Consider the following 16,318-nt stretch of genomic DNA (forward strand, 5'->3'; position numbering starts at 1 on the left):
TCAGGCCTTGCCGGCGATCAGCATGAAGGCGGGGATATCATCGCCGAAGCCGATCGGCGTCGGACCGTCATCCTCGTCGCGGCGATAGCGGCTGCGGCGGTCACGATGATCGTCGTTGGCTGGGCGCTGGTTGCGCACCGGCTGGCTGGGTTTGCTGTCGTTGTGACGATCTGCCTTCACGCTGTCGTTTCCTCTTTCCGTCGCATTCGTTTCGCGCGCAGTATCGTCCTTGCGCGTGTCGCCCTTGTGACTGTTGCCGCGGTCGCGGCCCCGTTCACGTCCCTTGCGGGGCTTTTCACGCTCGTCGCTCTCGACGACGGCGGGAAGTGAGGAAAGATCGCCATTCAGCCATTCGACCGACTGGCCGATGAGCTTTTCGATGGCATCGGAGAACTTTGTGTCACGCTTCGTCACCAGCGTGAACGCGGCGCCGGAGCGACCCGCGCGACCGGTGCGGCCGATACGGTGGACATAATCCTCGGCGTGGATCGGCACGTCGAAGTTGAACACGTGGCTCACGTCGGGAATGTCGAGGCCGCGGGCTGCGACGTCCGAGGCGACGAGGAGCTTGATGTTGCCGTCCTTGAAGTTCGCAAGCATCGTCATGCGCGAGCGCTGGTCCATGTCGCCATGCAGGGCGCCGACGGAGAAGCCGTGGCGGTCGAGCGAGCGGAACAGGTCGGCGACGTCCTTCTTGCGGTTGCAGAAGATGATCGCGTTCTTCAGTTCTTCCTGGGCGCGGATCAGGTCGCGCAGCGCCGAGCGCTTCTCGTAGTCCTTGGAATGCGTTGCGACGAAGCGCTGCGTCACCGTCTTGGCGGTGGAGGCCGGCGGGGCCACCTCGATGCGCTCCGGGTTCTGGAGGAACCGATCCGCGAGCTTCTGGATTTCCGGCGGCATCGTCGCCGAGAAGAACAGCGTCTGCCGGGTGAACGGGATCAGCTTGGCGATGCGCTCGATGTCGGGGATGAAGCCCATGTCGAGCATGCGGTCGGCCTCGTCGATGACGAGAACCTCGACGCCGGTCATCAGCAGCTTGCCACGCTCGCAATGGTCGAGCAGGCGGCCGGGCGTGGCGATCAGCACGTCGGCGCCACGCTCCAGCTTGCGATCCTGTTCGTCGAACGAAACGCCGCCGATCAGGAGGGCAATGTTAAGCTTGTGGTTCTTGCCGTATTTTTCGAAATTCTCGGCGACCTGCGCGGCCAGTTCCCGCGTCGGTTCAAGGATCAGCGTGCGCGGCATCCGTGCCCGGGCGCGCCCCTTTTCCAGAAGCGTCAGCATCGGCAGAACGAAGGAGGCGGTCTTGCCCGTGCCGGTCTGAGCAATTCCCAGGATGTCGCGACGTTGGAGCGCGGGCGGTATCGCCCCCGCCTGGATCGGCGTTGGAATGATGTAGCCCGCGTCCGTGACGGCGGAGAGTACTTTTTGGCTCAAGCCAAGGTCAGAAAAAGTGGTCAAAGGGAAATCTGTTTCCGTTCCGGTTCTCGCGAACGCCTGGGTTTCAGCTCTGGTAAAGGTCGCTGGATGGAGCGCACTTAGGCTGAAAGCGCCGGAAAGTCAAGGAAACGAGCGATTCTTGAGGATTCGCAAGCGAAGCGAACGCGATATGCGGTTAACACGCGGAGAATGGCCCTTCAGTTCATGTAGGCCGACAGCTTTGTCCCCGCCGCGATAAAGCGCGCCGGATCGCTCGCGCGGCCGTCGCGGCGCACCTCGTAATGCAGGTGCGGACCAGTCGAGCGGCCGGTCGATCCGGACAGTCCCACGAGGTCACCGCTTTCGACCGTTTCGCCGACCTTTGTCAGGATTCTGGAGAGATGTGCGTAGCGTGTGACAAGGCCATCGCCGTGGTCGATCTCGACCAGATTGCCGTAGCCGCCGCTGCGCCCGGCCGAAAGGACCGTGCCGGCGCCGGTCGCGCGAACCTCGCTGCCGGTCGGCAGACGGAAGTCGATGCCGGCGTGCAGGGCGAGGCGACCGAGGAAGGGATCGGTACGATTGCCGAAGCGGCTCGTAATGTCGCCCCTGGGGACGGGGGTGGCGAAGGGCAGCTTGCGTGCGGTATTGCGCACCGCGTCCAGCCGGTTCAATGCAATGTCGAGCTCGCCGAGCGAAGACACAAACGCATCGCCGGTCTGCGGCTCGACGAAGGGACCGCCGATTGCGCTGGCATTGTCGGCCGCAAGTTGCGTCTGGAGATCGATCCCGGTGTGATTCACAATGGATTGGATCGCGTCCGCCATTTCGGCCGCACCATCCGTGAGCGCACGGATTCGCGCCATCTGTTCGCGTTCGGCATCCTTCAGTGACAGGGTCACGCTGGAGAACATCCGGTCGGTGCGGTCCGCGACAGACTCGCCGGGCGCCGCGTAGGCGAGCGGGGCGACGGATGCCTTCCGCGCCGTTTCCGCTGTCTCGCGACCGAGGAGGTTGTCGATGGCCTTCAGGGCGGGTGCGGCATCGGCGCGCCGGCCGTAGGCAAGGGGTTCTGCTTCGATAGCCGGCTCTTCGAGCGAGGGGTCGGATACTCCAGCACTGCCCGCGCGGCTCAGCAGCGTGTCGAGCTTGCCATTGCGTTCCGTCAGCGCGAGTTGCTGTTGAAGCAGCTTTTCCACCTTGTCTTCAACAACTTGCTGGTCAAGGAGCTGGCGGCTGGTGACGCGATCGACCTGGGCGCGCAGGGCGGAGATCCGATCCTCGTAGTCGTGTTGCATTCGGGCCTGGCGGGCCATGGTGGCGCCGATCAGGCCGTCGCGGAGGACGAGATAGGATGTGGCCGCGAGATAGCCGACGGTGAACATGCCGGCAAAACACAGCGCCACCGCTGTCATCCAGGGGCGAACGGTCATGTGACGGATCTTGTCGCCGCTGGCAAGAATGATGATGTGCTGCTGCTCGCGCTTGCCGAACACGCGGTTTTCAGGACGCTCCGCCACCCTCAACTCCCGACTATCGAAAGACTCCCTGCCCCAGGGTTGTCGGGATTACACCCTGTTAAGGTTAATAAACGTTTGAGGGGCGTGGTCAGCTTTGACTGACGGAGACCAGGCTGCGGTAGAAAGAAGGGGTCAGTCCGGCCTCGGCGCGGGCCACGTCGTTGAACGGCGCCTTGAGCGGGCCGCGGAAATTAACTCGGACCAACTCCTTGAATGTCGCCGAAGGGTCCTTCTTCTCGCGTGCGCAGAGGAAGCGGAACCATTTTGCCCCGACCGCGACATGGCCCTTCTCATCGTTGTAGATCACGTCGAGGATGTCGGCGCTCGTTGTGTCGCCGGTTTCGCGCATCTTGGCCTGTAGGACAGGCGTGACGTCGAGGCCGCGCGCCTCCAGAATCAGCGGCACCACCGCAAGGCGGGCGGTGAGATCGTTGCGCGTGCTGTGGGCTGCCTGCCAAAGTCCGTCATGTGCCGGAAGGTCCCCATACTCTGCGCCGAGTTCGCGCAAGCGGTCGCGAATCATACGGAAATGCTTCGCTTCCTCGAAGGCGACCTGCATCCAGCCGTCGAAAAAGGAATGCGGAACACCTTCCGTCGTAAAGCGGGCGACGATGTCGAGCGCCAGGTCGACGGCATTGAGTTCGATATGGGCAAGTGCATGCAGCAGGGCGATCCGGCCCTTGAGCGTGTGCAGCGATCGCTTCTCCATGTTCTTCGGTGGCACAAGCTCGGGCTTGTCCGGGCGGCCGGGGCGGTCGGGGAGCGGTGGGTCCAGCGGCGAGCGCAGCGACAGGGTGCGGGCAAACCAGCGGCGCGCCGTCTCCTGGGCGAGTTCCGTCTTCAGGTCCAGGTCGGCCGAAAGGACCGCCTGGGTCGCGCCGCCACGCAGACTTTTGATCGAGGAAAAACCTGGATTGGTAATTGGATGCGGCATTGACTTAAAGTTCTTTCACTCGCGCCAACACAGCTTCGGCGTGACCGGCAACTTTTACCTTCGGCCAGATTTCCACGATCTTTCCAGCTGCATCGATCAGGAACGTCGTGCGTTCCACGCCCATGTAGCGACGGCCATACATGCTTTTTTCCTTCCAGATGCCATAGGCTTCGAGGACACGATGATCCTCATCGGAAAGCAGCCGTACCTTCAGGTCATACTTCGATTTGAACCGGTCGTGCTTTTTTGCCGGGTCGGGCGAGAGGCCGAGGACCGCGACGCCCGCTTTCTCGAACTCGCCAAGAAGGGCCGAGAAGGCAATGTTCTCGGTGGTGCAGCCTTGGGTGTCGTCCTTCGGATAGCAGAACAGCACGACAGGCCTACCGCGCAAATCGCTCAAAGCGATCTGGCCGCCGCCATCGCTTGGCAACGAAAAATCTGGAGCCATCGCTCCTGGCGATAATTCTGCCATGGGATTTCCTTTCTTTGGACAGGTTTTTCCGTCATGCGGGCGCTATCCCCGGTATATAGTCTCAAGTGGAATCGTCCAGTCGCAATCAGTCGATCCATGTGGCGGCTGAAGACGGCCGGCATGCGGGCAGGAACAACGGAACAATCGCGACATGAGCGAAATCCGCGGCGAGAAGGTGAAGTTCGGCAGGGGTGACATCGTCTGCCTGCATGCTCTGCCGTCGGCGCAAGCGCATGAGCCGATGGTGCTGCATTGCACCGAGCGACCAGGCCACTTTGCAGTTCTGCTGCGCGTGCTCGGCGGACTTGGAGCGTTGGCTGCCCTGCTTCTGCTGCTGGTCGTTGCAACGGTCGAGAGCGGGCTGGTGGATGCGCCGCTGAATGCGCGTGCGCTCGCAGCCCTGAACGGTGCGGTCGGGCCGGGCTACAGTGCCACGGTGGAGAAGACCGTGCTCCGGTTTTCCAGCTTCGGCGGTCTGGCGCTGAAGGCCGAGAACGTCGCCCTTGCGGAAAAGTCGAGCGGTGGAAACGTTGCCAATGCGAGCGCGGTGGGGATCGTACTGGATCCGTTGGCGCTGCTGACCGGGCGCATCTCGCCGTCGAGGCTGGATATCGATCAGGCGATGTTCAATCCGGCCCTCCTGCCCAAGGGGCCGCCGATCGACTTCGATACGGTTCGCATCGATGCGATCCCAGACTATCAGGAGCTCGCCTTTAATCGCCTGGAAGCGATCAAGGCGATGATTGCGGGCAACGGGCTTTCCCGTGTCCGGATCACCAACCTTGTCCTGCCGATAACCGACGCCGCAGGACGGTCTCACTCGTTGGACGTTGAGCAACTGACCTTCACCCGGACCAGCGACGACATGTCGATCGAAGGGCGTTACGCGCTGGACGGCCAATCGGGTGACATCGAACTCGTTGCGCAGGGTGCGAGCGGCGTCAGCGAGGTCAGCGGCCTGGTTTCCGGTGTCCCGCTTGACGCGTTTGCGCTGCGACAGACGACAAACGGGGAGCCCGGCTGGGGTATTGATGCGCGGGCCGACGTCACCTTGTCGGCGACGCGCGGCGCCAAGGGCGCTGAGCCACGGCTCGAATTGGCGGCGGCCACAGAAGGCGGCTCTCTGTACTTTGACAGCGTTGGCGCGGCACTCAAGCCGACAAAGCTTGCCACCTTCTACGACTATGCGCGCCGCTCGATCGAAATCTCCCCGTCACAGGTTCGCGTCGGTTCGTCCACGTTTCCGTTCACGGGCGGCCTGATCGATCTGGACCGGCTGCCTAACCAGCGCGACAAGGGGTTCGCCGTCGATCTTGTCCTCCATAACGCGGTGAGTGCGCCAGAGGATACGGGCGAAGCTCCGGTCAAGTTCGACGCCAAGGTCGCGGGTCGGCTGATCCCGAAAACGAAGCAGGTGCTGTTCGACCAACTCGGCGTGTCGAGCCCACATGGATCGGTCGCAGGTTCGCTCGGGCTGACCTTTGGCGGAAAATCCCCGGAGGTCAATTTCGCCATGGTCAGCGACCGCCTGCAGGCGGCGGCGGTCAAGCAGTTGTGGCCATACTGGCTGGGGAAGAAGGCGCGCCAGTGGGTCGTGGCCAACATCTTCGGCGGTACCGTCACGAACGGTCGCATCGAAGTGTCCATGGCGAACGACCGCAAGGCCAGGCCCGATGGGCGCCTCCTGCTCGAGAAGGATGAACTGACGATCGCCTTCGACATCGCCGATACACGGCTCAACGTAGCCGGTGCCATTCCGCCAGTGCGTGACGCGACCGGCCATTTCGAACTTCACGGCGAGAGCGTCGATATCAACATCAAGGGCGGCGCCGCCTATATGCCGTCGGGGCGAACCGTGGCGGTGAAAGGCGGCACGTTCCGGTTGCCCAACACTTACGAGCGGCCATTGATGGCCGAAATGGACATCAACCTGGCAGGCGCTGCGGACGCGGTCGCCGAGTTGGTGACCTACAAGCCGATCGACGTGCTGAAGCGGACCCAGTTCACGCCGGCCGACTTCACAGGTCCGGTCGAGGCGAATGTCAAGGCGCGTCTCGGCCTGGTGCGCGACCATAATCCGCCACCACCGGAATGGTCCGCCGACATCAGTCTTCTCAAGGTGGATCTGAAGAAGCCGATCACCGGGCGGCAAATTTCACAGGTCGAGGGCAAGCTGCTGGTCAACCCCACTCGCGCGGATCTAAAGGCCAAGGCTCGTGTCGATCAGGTGCCTCTCGACATCGTTCTCGTTGAGCCTGTCGATCGTTCTGCCGGTTTGAAGCGGGAACTGAAAATCTCCGGCACAGTAGGGGACAAGGATCGGGCCCGACTGGTCCCGGGCTTGAACGATTTTCTTTCGGGACCGATCGCGCTTTCGGTCACATCCGAATCCGATGACCGCCAGCGGGTCGAGGCTGATCTCCAGCGCACCGTCGTGTCGCTGCCCTGGGTCGGCTGGACCAAGGGGGCGGGGGTGCCGGCGAAGGCAGCCTTCGTCATCGACAAGCAGGAGGACGGCGCCACCGGTCTGTCCGGTTTTAGTTTCTCCGGCGACGGCTTCTCGGTCTCTGGAGACGCAGTTCTCAAAGGAGCATCGCTACATTCTGCGCGTTTCGACGAGGTTCGGCTGTCGGCGCAGGACTGGTATGCGCTCACCATCGATCGTGCCAAGTCGGGATATGTCGTGAAGGTGAAAGGGGAGGTCGCCGATGCGCGCCCCGTGCTTGGCCGGCTCAAGACAAACCCCACCGGTGCAGGCGGTGAGAAGGATCAGGTGCCGATCTCCATCCGCGCCAATCTCGGCCAGGTCATCGGTTTCAACGGCGAATCGCTCAGCAATGTCAGCCTCGACTACGCAACGAACGGCGATCGGCTTTCGGGGGTGGACCTGAGTGCCTTGACCGGCAGCGGCCAGGCGCTGGTGGCCAAGCTGGGCAAGGACACGGGAACGCTCGAGCTGACGACCGGAGATGCGGGCGCGCTCGCCCGGCTGGCCAACATCTACAGGCACATGGAGGGCGGGCTGTTGAACGTCCGCCTCAAGGTCGGCGCTGACGGCAGCTGGCGGGGACCTGTCGATGTTCGCAAGTTCAAGTTGACGGGTGAAGAAAAGCTACGCTCGATGGTTTCGACACCGGCCGGTGGCCGCAGCCTCAATGAAGCTGTCCGCAGCGAGATCGATACGAGCTCGATGCATTTTTCGCGCGGCTTTGCCTTCGTCGTGTCGAAAGGCGGCACATTGCGGGTGGAGAACGGCGTGGTGCGTGGAGAGGCGGTCGGCGCCACCTTCCAGGGCACGGTTCGCGACGCAAGCGACCGGATGGAGCTGACCGGCACCTTCATGCCGGCTTACGGCCTCAACCGCCTGTTTGCCGAATTGCCGCTGATCGGCTTCATCCTGGGCAACGGCAGCGATCGGGGCCTGATCGGCATCACCTTCAAGCTCAGCGGCCCGTTCGACCGGCCGGGCCTGCTGGTCAACCCGCTCTCGATCATCGCGCCGGGCGTGTTCCGCAACATTTTCGAGTTCTGACCGCCGGCGGCTGACGGACAGGCGGCCAAGAAAAAACCCGCGACCATCGATCGCGGGTTGATGCATTCGTCGGATGGATTGCGATCCCGCTCAGGCGGGTCGGACCAGAATGTGCTTCTTCTTGCCGAGCGACAGCTTGATCACGCCGTCGGCGGTGATTTCGCCGCCGCCGATCGTCATGCGCTCGTCGGTGACGGCGTTGTCGTTGATGCGCACCGCACCGCCCTGCACGTGCCGGCGGGCCTCGCCGTTGGAGGCAGCAAGGCCAGCGCGGACGATCAGCGAGAGAACGCCGATGCCCCCCTCGAGCTCGCCGGCCGGTACCTCGATCGAGGGCAGGTTCTCGGCGAGTGCGCCTTCCTCGAAGGTCTTGCGGGCGGTCTCGGCCGCCTGCTCGGCGTTTTCGCGGCCGTGCAGCACGGCGGTGACTTCGGTTGCGAGGATCTTCTTGACCTCGTTGATCTCCGAGCCACCGAGCGCCGAGAGGCGGGCGATCTCGTCCATCGGCAGCGTCGTGTAGAGCTTGAGGAAGCGGCCGACGTCGGCATCCTCGGTGTTGCGCCAGTACTGCCAGAAGTCATAGGCCGACAGCATCTCCGGGTTCAGCCAGACGGCGCCGGACAGCGACTTGCCCATCTTGGCGCCGGAAGCAGTGGTCAGGAGCGGCGATGTCAACGCGTAGAGCTGCGGCGTGCCCATGCGGTGGCCGAGGTCGAGGCCGTTGATGATGTTGCCCCACTGGTCGGAGCCGCCCATCTGCAGCCGCGTGCCGTAGCGCTTGTTCAGCTCGACGAAGTCGTAGGCCTGCAGGATCATGTAGTTGAATTCGAGGAAGGACAGCGACTGCTCGCGGTCGAGGCGCATCTTGACGCTGTCGAAGGACAGCATGCGGTTGACCGAGAAGTGCCGGCCGACGTCGCGCAGGAACTCAAGATAGTTGATGCCGAGCAGCCAGTCGGCATTGTTGATCATCAGCGCGTCCTTGGGGCCGTCGCCGTAGGTCAGATAGCTCGAGAACACCTTCTTGATCGAGGCGATGTTCGAGTCGATCGTCTCCGGCGTCATCAGTTGGCGCGCCTCGTCCTTGAAGGACGGGTCGCCGACCATGCCGGTGCCCCCGCCCATCAGCGAGATCGGCCGGTGGCCGGTCTGCTGGAACCAGTGCAGCATCATGATCTGGATCAGGCCGCCGGCGTGCAGGCTCGGCGCGGTTGGGTCGAAGCCGATATAGGCCGTCACGGTTTCCTTGGCGAGCAGGTCGTCGAGGCCGGTCTCATCCGAGATCTGGTGGATGAAGCCGCGCTCGCTGAGCGTGCGAAGGAAATCTGACTTGAAACCCGACATTGGTCTTCTCTCTGTAGGGGAGGTTTATTTAAGTGAACGGCCGGGCGTTTAGCACTGTTTTTGCGCATAATCACTTCAAAAGTGATTCTGGATTTCTTCGATGGGACAAACGAGAACCGCAATCGGCCTGATGAGCGGCACCAGCATGGACGGCATCGATGTGGCGCTGCTGAGGACGGACGGCGAGGCCCAGGTCGTACGCGGACCGTCCATGGGCGTTGCCTATGACCCGGCATTCCGTCGTCGCCTCCAGGGCGCGCTGGAAACAGCGAAGGCGATCGATAAGCGGGAGGAACGGCCGGCGGACCTGGCGGACGTCGAACGCGAACTGACCCTTCGCCACGCCGCTGCCGTGCAGGCCTTCCTGCATGAAAACGACATGGCGCCGGCCGATATCGATGTCGTGGGCTTCCATGGCCAGACGGTGCTGCACCGGCCGGGACAGGCGCTCACCGTGCAGCTTGGCGACGGCGCCCTGCTGGCGCGGAAGACCGGCATCCCGGTCGTTTTCGACATGCGCGCGAACGATATGGTCCATGGCGGGCAGGGCGCCCCGCTGATTCCGGTCTACCATGCCGCGCTGGCGCGCAATCTCCCGGCGGACTGCGCCTTGCCCACGGCTTTCGTGAACATTGGTGGCATCTCGAACCTCACCTATGTCGGCGCGGATGGGCGGATCGTCGCCTTCGACAGCGGGCCGGGCAACACCCTGATCGACCAATGGGTCGAGGCCCATGCCGGAGTTCCGTTCGACCAGGGCGGCATGATCGCGAGCGAGGGCCGGATTCTTCCCGATCTCGTCGCGCGCTACCTCTCCAGCCCATTCTTCGTCTCGGACGAGCGGCGCTCGCTCGACCGCAACGACTTTGCGCCGCCGGCCGGATCGGACGCGACCCTTGAAGATGGCGCACGCACCTTGGCCCACGTGACGGCTGCGGCAATTCTCAAGTCGGCCGGTCACCTTCCGGAGGAGCCGAAAACCTATGTCGTGTGCGGCGGCGGACGCCTCAATCGGATCATCATGGGTGACCTGACGGAGCTTGCCGGCGCCACTGGCGCAGCGGTCATGGCGGCGGAATCCGTCGGCCTCAACGGCGACAGCATGGAGGCGGAGGCCTGGGCCTATCTTGCGGTGAGGTCGCTGGATGGGCTGCCGCTGACCTTTCCGGGGACGACCGGGGTCCGGATACCGGTTACGGGCGGGATCCTGTCCACGCCGCAGCATTGATAGAACGAAAAAATCCGCCGGATTTCGCCGGCGGATCGAGAGCGGTCTTTGCCGTTCGGGGCTATCGAAGGCGCTTGGCAGCCGGCTCCGGTACCAATTCACCGGCAAGCCTGCGGTCGAGATAGTCCTCGCACTCGGCCATCAACGTCTCGAGCTGACCGTTGAAGAAGTGGTTGGCGCCCGGGACGGTCTTGTGGGTGATCAGGATGCCCTTCTGCGCCTTCAGCTTCTCCACGAGGCCGTTGACGTCTTTCTCAGGCGCCACCTTGTCGGCGTCACCATTGATGATCAGGCCGGAGGATGGGCAGGGGGCGAGGAAGGAAAAGTCGTAGATGTTCGGCTGCGGGGCGATCGACATGAAGCCTTCGATCTCCGGCCGGCGCATCAGGAGCTGCATGCCGATCCAGGCGCCGAAGGAGTAGCCGGCAACCCAACAGCTTTTCGAGTCCGGATGCAGGCTCTGCACCCAGTCGAGCGCGGATGCCGCGTCCGACAGTTCGCCCGCGCCATGGTCGAACTCGCCCTGGCTGCGGCCGATTCCGCGGAAATTGAAGCGGAGCGTCGTGAAGCCGCGCTTCTGGAACATGTAGAAGAGCTGGTAAACGATCTGGTTGTTCATCGTGCCGCCGAACTGTGGATGCGGGTGCAGGATGATGGCGATCGGGGCGTTCTTCTGCTTGGAAGGCTGATAGCGGCCTTCGAGGCGACCGGCAGGTCCGTTGAAGATGATTTCGGGCATTCGTTCTCCGGCATGTTTCTGGATCAAAAACCGTTTCGACAGCCCTGGATGTCTTGACGAAACCAGTCAGCTTTTCTAGAACCAGTTTAGAACCGTTCGAAACTTAAATCTGCGCTGAGCGCGTATCGAGGTTCGTCTCTTACGGCAAGCGCGGCGGAAATTTCAAGAAAAATGCACGCTGCCATGTCAGGTGCAGGATTGGAGCCCTTTGTAACGATGCCAGGACGGCTGAGGACATATCTGGATTGGAACGCGACGGCGCCGCTTGCGGCAGACGCCCGTGAGGCGATTATTGCCGCGCTCGACCTTTCCGGTAATCCGTCGTCCGTGCATGGCGAGGGCAGGGCCGTGCGCGCCGTGATCGACGGCGCCCGCCGTGACGTGGCGGCGCTTGCCGGCGCCGAGGCGGCGCATGTGATCTTTACCAGCGGCGCCACCGAGGCGGCCAATATGGTGCTGACGCCCGACTTCCGCATGGGCCGCACGCCACTGAAGGTCGGCCGCCTTTATGTCTCGGCGATCGAGCATCCGGCGGTTCGCGAAGGCGGCCGGTTCGAGAAGGAACTGGTGTCCGAAGTAGCGGTGACGCCTTCGGGCGTCGTGGACCTTGCTGTGCTTGAAACCCTGTTGGAGGCCCATGACGCGTCGAGCGGCCTGCCCATGGTTGCCATCATGCTGGCGAACAACGAGACGGGGATCGTGCAGCCGGTGCGCGAGGCGGCGGCAATCGTGCGCAAGCGCGGCGGCCTGTTCGTCGTGGACGCCGTTCAGGCTGCCGGCCGGATCCCGCTCTCGATCGGCGAGATCGATGCGGATTTCCTGATCCTCTCGGCACACAAGCTCGGTGGGCCCAAGGGCGCCGGCGCCCTGGTGTCGCGCGGCGAGGCGCTGATGCCGAGGCCGTTGATCCATGGCGGCGGGCAGGAAAAGGGGCACCGCTCGGGCACGGAGAACCCTGCGGCCCTGGCAGGCTTTGCGGCTGCCGCGCGGGCGGCTAGCGAGGACTTCACGGGGCGTAACGAGCGCCTGGCGGCCCTGCGCGACCGCATGGAGGATCGGATGAGGGCGCTGGCCGGCGATCTCATCATCCACGGTCACGATATGGCGCGCCTGTCCAATACAACGTTCTTCAGCTTGCCGGGCCTGAAATCCGAGACGGGGCAGATCGCCTTCGACCTGGAAGGAATTGCGCTTTCGGCCGGGTCCGCCTGCTCGTCGGGCAAGGTCGGCGCCAGTCATGTGCTGACGGCGATGGGTTTTGATGCCGGTCTTGGCGCCTTGCGCGTCTCGCTCGGTCCGACGACGACGGAAGCCGACGTTGAGCGGTTTGTCGATGCGTTTGCGCGCATTGCGGCGCGGCGGCGACAGGGGGTGGCGGCGGCCTGACGGAAAGTTGCGGAAACGCAAGTTTTTACTTGCCAAAAGGTGTGAAAAGCCCCTTCTGGCCCTTACATAACCGGCGGATACCCGCCACACGTTGACAAGCTGCCGGACCTTGGATCCGGCGAGATTGGAGAACGATATGCCTGCCGTGCAGGAAACGATCGATCAGGTCCGTCAGATTGACGTCGACCAGTACAAGTACGGTTTTGAGACCACGATCGAAGTGGAAAAGGCACCGAAGGGCCTTAACGAAGACATCATTCGCTTCATCTCGGCCAAGAAGAGCGAGCCCGACTGGATGCTCGAGTGGCGGCTTGGCGCCTATCGCCGCTGGCTGACCCTGGAGGAGCCGACCTGGGCGCGCGTCAACTATCCGAAGATCGACTACAACGATCTCTACTACTACGCGGCACCGAAGAACCAGAGCGGACCGAAGTCGATCGACGAGGTTGATCCGGAGATTCTCAAGACCTATGAGAAGCTCGGCATCCCGCTGCGCGAGCAGGAGATTCTCGCCGGCGTGCAGACCTCGAAAATCGCCGTCGATGCGGTGTTCGATTCGGTCTCCGTCGTCACCACCTTCAAGGAAGAGCTGAAGAAGGCCGGCGTGATCTTCATGTCGATCTCTGAGGCGATCCGCGAGCACCCGGACCTCGTCAGGAAGTATCTTGGCACCGTTGTGCCGACGACCGACAACTACTATGCAACGCTGAATTCCGCGGTCTTCACCGACGGTTCCTTCGTGTTCGTGCCGAAGGGCGTGCGTTGCCCGATGGAGCTGTCGACCTACTTCCGCATCAACGAGAAGAACACCGGCCAGTTCGAGCGCACGCTGATCATCGCCGAGGAGGGCGCTTACGTCTCCTACCTCGAAGGCTGCACCGCGCCGCAGCGCGACGAGAACCAGTTGCATGCCGCCGTGGTCGAGCTCGTGGCGCTCGACGATGCCGAGATCAAGTATTCCACCGTCCAGAACTGGTATCCGGGCGACAAGGAAGGCAAGGGCGGCATCTACAACTTCGTCACCAAGCGTGGCGATTGCCGCGGTAAGAACTCCAAAATCTCCTGGACGCAGGTTGAGACCGGTTCGGCGATCACCTGGAAGTATCCGTCCTGCATTCTGCGCGGTGACAATTCGCGCGGCGAGTTCTACTCGATCGCCGTTTCGAACGGTCATCAGCAGATCGACTCGGGTACCAAGATGATCCACCTCGGCAAAAACACGTCGAGCCGCATCATCTCCAAGGGCATTGCCGCCGGCGTTTCGCAGAACACCTATCGCGGCCAGGTCTCGACCCACCGCAAGGCGGAAAACGCGCGCAACTTCACCCAGTGCGACTCGCTGCTGATCGGCGACAAGTGCGGCGCGCATACCGTGCCCTATATCGAGGCGAAGAACTCCTCGACCCAGTTCGAGCACGAGGCGACCACCTCGAAGATCTCCGAGGACCAGCTGTTCTACTGCCTGCAGCGCGGCATTCCGGAAGAGGCGGCGATCGCACTGATCGTCAACGGCTTCGTCAAGGAAGTGATCCAGGAACTGCCGATGGAGTTCGCGGTCGAGGCGCAGAAGCTGATCAGCATCAGCCTCGAAGGCTCGGTCGGCTGATATCTAAATTGCTTCGGCGCGCCCGTTGCGCGCCATCTCCCATGGGATTCCGTAGAGGATGAAACGTAATGCTTGAAATCAAGAACCTGCACGCACGCATCGCCGAAGACGGCACCGAAATCATCCGTGGCCTGAACCTGACCGTCAAGGACGGCGAGGTCGCCGCGATCATGGGCCCGAACGGCTCGGGCAAGTCGACGCTGTCCTACATCCTCGCCGGCCGCGAGGATTATGAAGTGACTGAGGGCGATATCCTCTACAACGGCGAGAGCATCCTCGAACTCGACCCGTCCGAGCGCGCGGCGAAGGGCATCTTCCTGGCGTTCCAGTATCCGGTCGAAATCCCGGGCGTTGCCACCATGCAGTTCCTGAAGGTCGCTATGAACGAGCAGCGCAAGGCGCGCGGCGAGGACGAGCTGACGACGCCGGACTTCATGCGCCGCGTCAAGGAAGCTGCCGGCGAATTGCAGATCTCGCCGGAAATGCTGCGCCGGCCACTCAACGTCGGCTTCTCCGGCGGCGAGAAGAAGCGTGCTGAAATCCTGCAGATGGCGCTGCTGGAGCCGAAGCTGTGCGTGCTCGATGAGACCGACTCCGGCCTCGACATCGACGCGCTCAAGATCGTCGCCGACGGCGTCAATGCGCTGCGCGCGCCGGATCGCTCGGTCGTCGTCATTACCCACTACCAGCGCCTGCTCGACTACATCGTGCCGGATTCGGTCCACGTGCTTTACAAGGGCCAGGTGATCAAGTCGGGCGACAAGACGCTGGCGCACGAGCTCGAAGCGAACGGCTACGCCGACATCATTGAGGCAGCTGCCTGAGCCGGAGGGACACGATCCATGAATATCCAAGCTGGGATCAAGTTGACCGTCGCGGAAGCCGCGTTGGTCGACGCCTATAACGAGCAGATCGGCGACCTCCCGGGTGACGGTGCGACCATTGCGGCCCGAGACATGCTGCTCAGCGAGTTCAAGTCGGCAGGGTTGCCGACCCGCCGCGTCGAGGCCTGGCATTACACCGACCTCAAGTCGCTGTTGCGCGCCGTGCCGGCCTTCGAGCAGGGTGCAGCCGCCAACCGGGTCGATCCGATCGTGCCGGGCTCGATCGTGCTGTCTGTCACGAACGGCCAGGCGAACGAGCGCAGCCTTCAGGACGGCATCTCGCTGAAAAGCTATTCCGACGCCCTGCAGGACGGCACGGCGGCCGAGCGTCTGGTCGAACGGGACCGGGACGACACGATCGCACAGATCAACGGTTCCTTCGTTCGCGACGGTTTTGTGATCGACTTCGCCGACGGGATCGAACCCGAGGCGCCGATCGAGATCCAGTCGGTGCAGAACTGCGGTCAGGTCAACACGCGTTTTCCCGTCCGCTTCGGCAAGGGTGCCAAGGCGACCGTGATCGAGCGGCATCTGGCGGTCGGCGACGAGGCTTCGTTCGTCACGTCGGTCAGCGACGTCAAGCTGGAGGACGGCGCCGAGATCACCTGGATCATCTTCCAGTCGCAGGGCGTAGCCGATGCGCACCTTGGTCAGTTCAAGGCTGCGCTTGGCACGAACGCCAAGCTTCGCCTCTATGTGATCAATGCCGGCGGCAAGCTCGTGCGGCAGGAGATCCACGTGACTGTGGCGGGCGAAGGCTCCGACCTGACGCTGCGCGGCATCAATCTGCTCGGTGGGGAGAGCCACACGGACGTGACCTTTACCGTCGGCCACAACGTGCCGCATACCACGTCTTCGGAAGTCATCCGCAACGTTATCTTCGACCGTGCCAAGGGTGTGTTCCAGGGGCAGATCCGGGTCGCGCCGGATGCCCAGAAGACCGACGCAAAGATGTCGTGCAACACGCTGCTTCTGTCGGACGAGGCGGAATTCTCGGCCAAGCCGGAACTCGAAATCTTCGCCGACGACGTGCAGTGCGGTCACGGCGCCACCGTGATCGACATCAATCACACGCAGCTGTTCTATCTGATGGCGCGCGGGATCCCGGAAAACAAGGCGCGCGCCATGCTGGTCAACGCTTTCGTCGCCGAGATCGTCGAGGAACTGGAAGACGAGCCGCTGGTCGAGGCGCTGGAAGGCGTCATTTCCGAGTGGCTGGAAAAGCACGCCTGAGAGGCCGAAGCGGATTGTCGA

General features: G+C 63.0%; 12 protein-coding genes. 6 read left to right on the forward strand and 6 right to left on the reverse strand.

Going from position 1 to position 16,318, the window contains the following annotated elements:
- The 4 genes from AC1DDS_RS20125 to bcp form a co-directional block, all read right to left on the reverse strand.
- Entirely contained in the window at positions 1-1,461 is a 1,461-nt protein-coding gene (locus tag AC1DDS_RS20125; RefSeq protein WP_477480470.1) for a DEAD/DEAH box helicase, read from the reverse strand.
- 176 nt (positions 1,462-1,637) lie between these two features.
- A complete protein-coding gene (locus AC1DDS_RS20130; RefSeq protein WP_477480471.1) occupies positions 1,638-2,939 on the reverse strand; it encodes a M23 family metallopeptidase in 1,302 nt (433 codons plus the stop codon).
- An 88-nt stretch (positions 2,940-3,027) separates the two neighbouring features.
- Positions 3,028-3,873: a ferritin-like domain-containing protein gene (locus tag AC1DDS_RS20135; RefSeq protein WP_477480472.1), complete on the reverse strand. Its 846-nt coding sequence runs from the start codon at positions 3,871-3,873 to the stop codon at positions 3,028-3,030.
- Between the two features lie 4 nt (positions 3,874-3,877).
- Positions 3,878-4,345, reverse strand: a complete 468-nt coding sequence (gene bcp / locus AC1DDS_RS20140) for a thioredoxin-dependent thiol peroxidase (protein WP_477480473.1) — start codon at positions 4,343-4,345, stop codon at positions 3,878-3,880.
- 151 nt (positions 4,346-4,496) lie between these two features.
- Here bcp and AC1DDS_RS20145 point away from each other — a divergent pair, with 151 nt between their 5' ends.
- A complete protein-coding gene (locus AC1DDS_RS20145) occupies positions 4,497-7,877 on the forward strand; it encodes a YhdP family protein (protein WP_477480474.1) in 3,381 nt (1,126 codons plus the stop codon).
- Between the two features lie 90 nt (positions 7,878-7,967).
- On the opposite strand, the gene tyrS is transcribed toward AC1DDS_RS20145, so the two are convergent.
- A complete protein-coding gene (tyrS, locus tag AC1DDS_RS20150; RefSeq protein ID WP_477480475.1) occupies positions 7,968-9,221 on the reverse strand; it encodes a tyrosine--tRNA ligase in 1,254 nt (417 codons plus the stop codon).
- A gap of 100 nt (positions 9,222-9,321) precedes the next feature.
- On the opposite strand from tyrS, the gene AC1DDS_RS20155 reads away from it, so the two are divergent.
- Entirely contained in the window at positions 9,322-10,449 is a 1,128-nt protein-coding gene (locus tag AC1DDS_RS20155) for an anhydro-N-acetylmuramic acid kinase (protein ID WP_477480476.1), read from the forward strand.
- Between the two features lie 61 nt (positions 10,450-10,510).
- Here the strand turns inward: AC1DDS_RS20155 and AC1DDS_RS20160 are convergent, their stop codons facing one another.
- A complete protein-coding gene (locus tag AC1DDS_RS20160; protein ID WP_310420653.1) occupies positions 10,511-11,188 on the reverse strand; it encodes an alpha/beta hydrolase in 678 nt (225 codons plus the stop codon).
- 216 nt (positions 11,189-11,404) lie between these two features.
- Here AC1DDS_RS20160 and AC1DDS_RS20165 point away from each other — a divergent pair, with 216 nt between their 5' ends.
- The 4 genes from AC1DDS_RS20165 to sufD all read left to right on the forward strand — a co-directional run bounded on the left by AC1DDS_RS20165 (position 11,405) and on the right by sufD (position 16,297).
- The gene (locus tag AC1DDS_RS20165; RefSeq protein WP_477480477.1) at positions 11,405-12,574 is read left to right on the forward strand and encodes a cysteine desulfurase family protein; all 1,170 of its coding nucleotides are present in this window, start codon (positions 11,405-11,407) and stop codon (positions 12,572-12,574) included.
- Between the two features lie 136 nt (positions 12,575-12,710).
- Entirely contained in the window at positions 12,711-14,180 is a 1,470-nt protein-coding gene (sufB, locus tag AC1DDS_RS20170; protein ID WP_310420648.1) for a Fe-S cluster assembly protein SufB, read from the forward strand.
- A 68-nt stretch (positions 14,181-14,248) separates the two neighbouring features.
- Positions 14,249-15,004 (forward strand): Fe-S cluster assembly ATPase SufC, encoded by a 756-nt coding sequence (gene sufC, locus AC1DDS_RS20175; RefSeq protein WP_477480478.1) that lies wholly within the window; start codon positions 14,249-14,251, stop codon positions 15,002-15,004.
- An 18-nt stretch (positions 15,005-15,022) separates the two neighbouring features.
- The gene (gene sufD / locus AC1DDS_RS20180) at positions 15,023-16,297 is read left to right on the forward strand and encodes a Fe-S cluster assembly protein SufD (RefSeq protein ID WP_477480479.1); all 1,275 of its coding nucleotides are present in this window, start codon (positions 15,023-15,025) and stop codon (positions 16,295-16,297) included.
- Positions 16,298-16,318 lie beyond the last annotated feature (21 nt).

Source organism: Mycoplana sp. 10N416 (assembly GCF_056394765.1).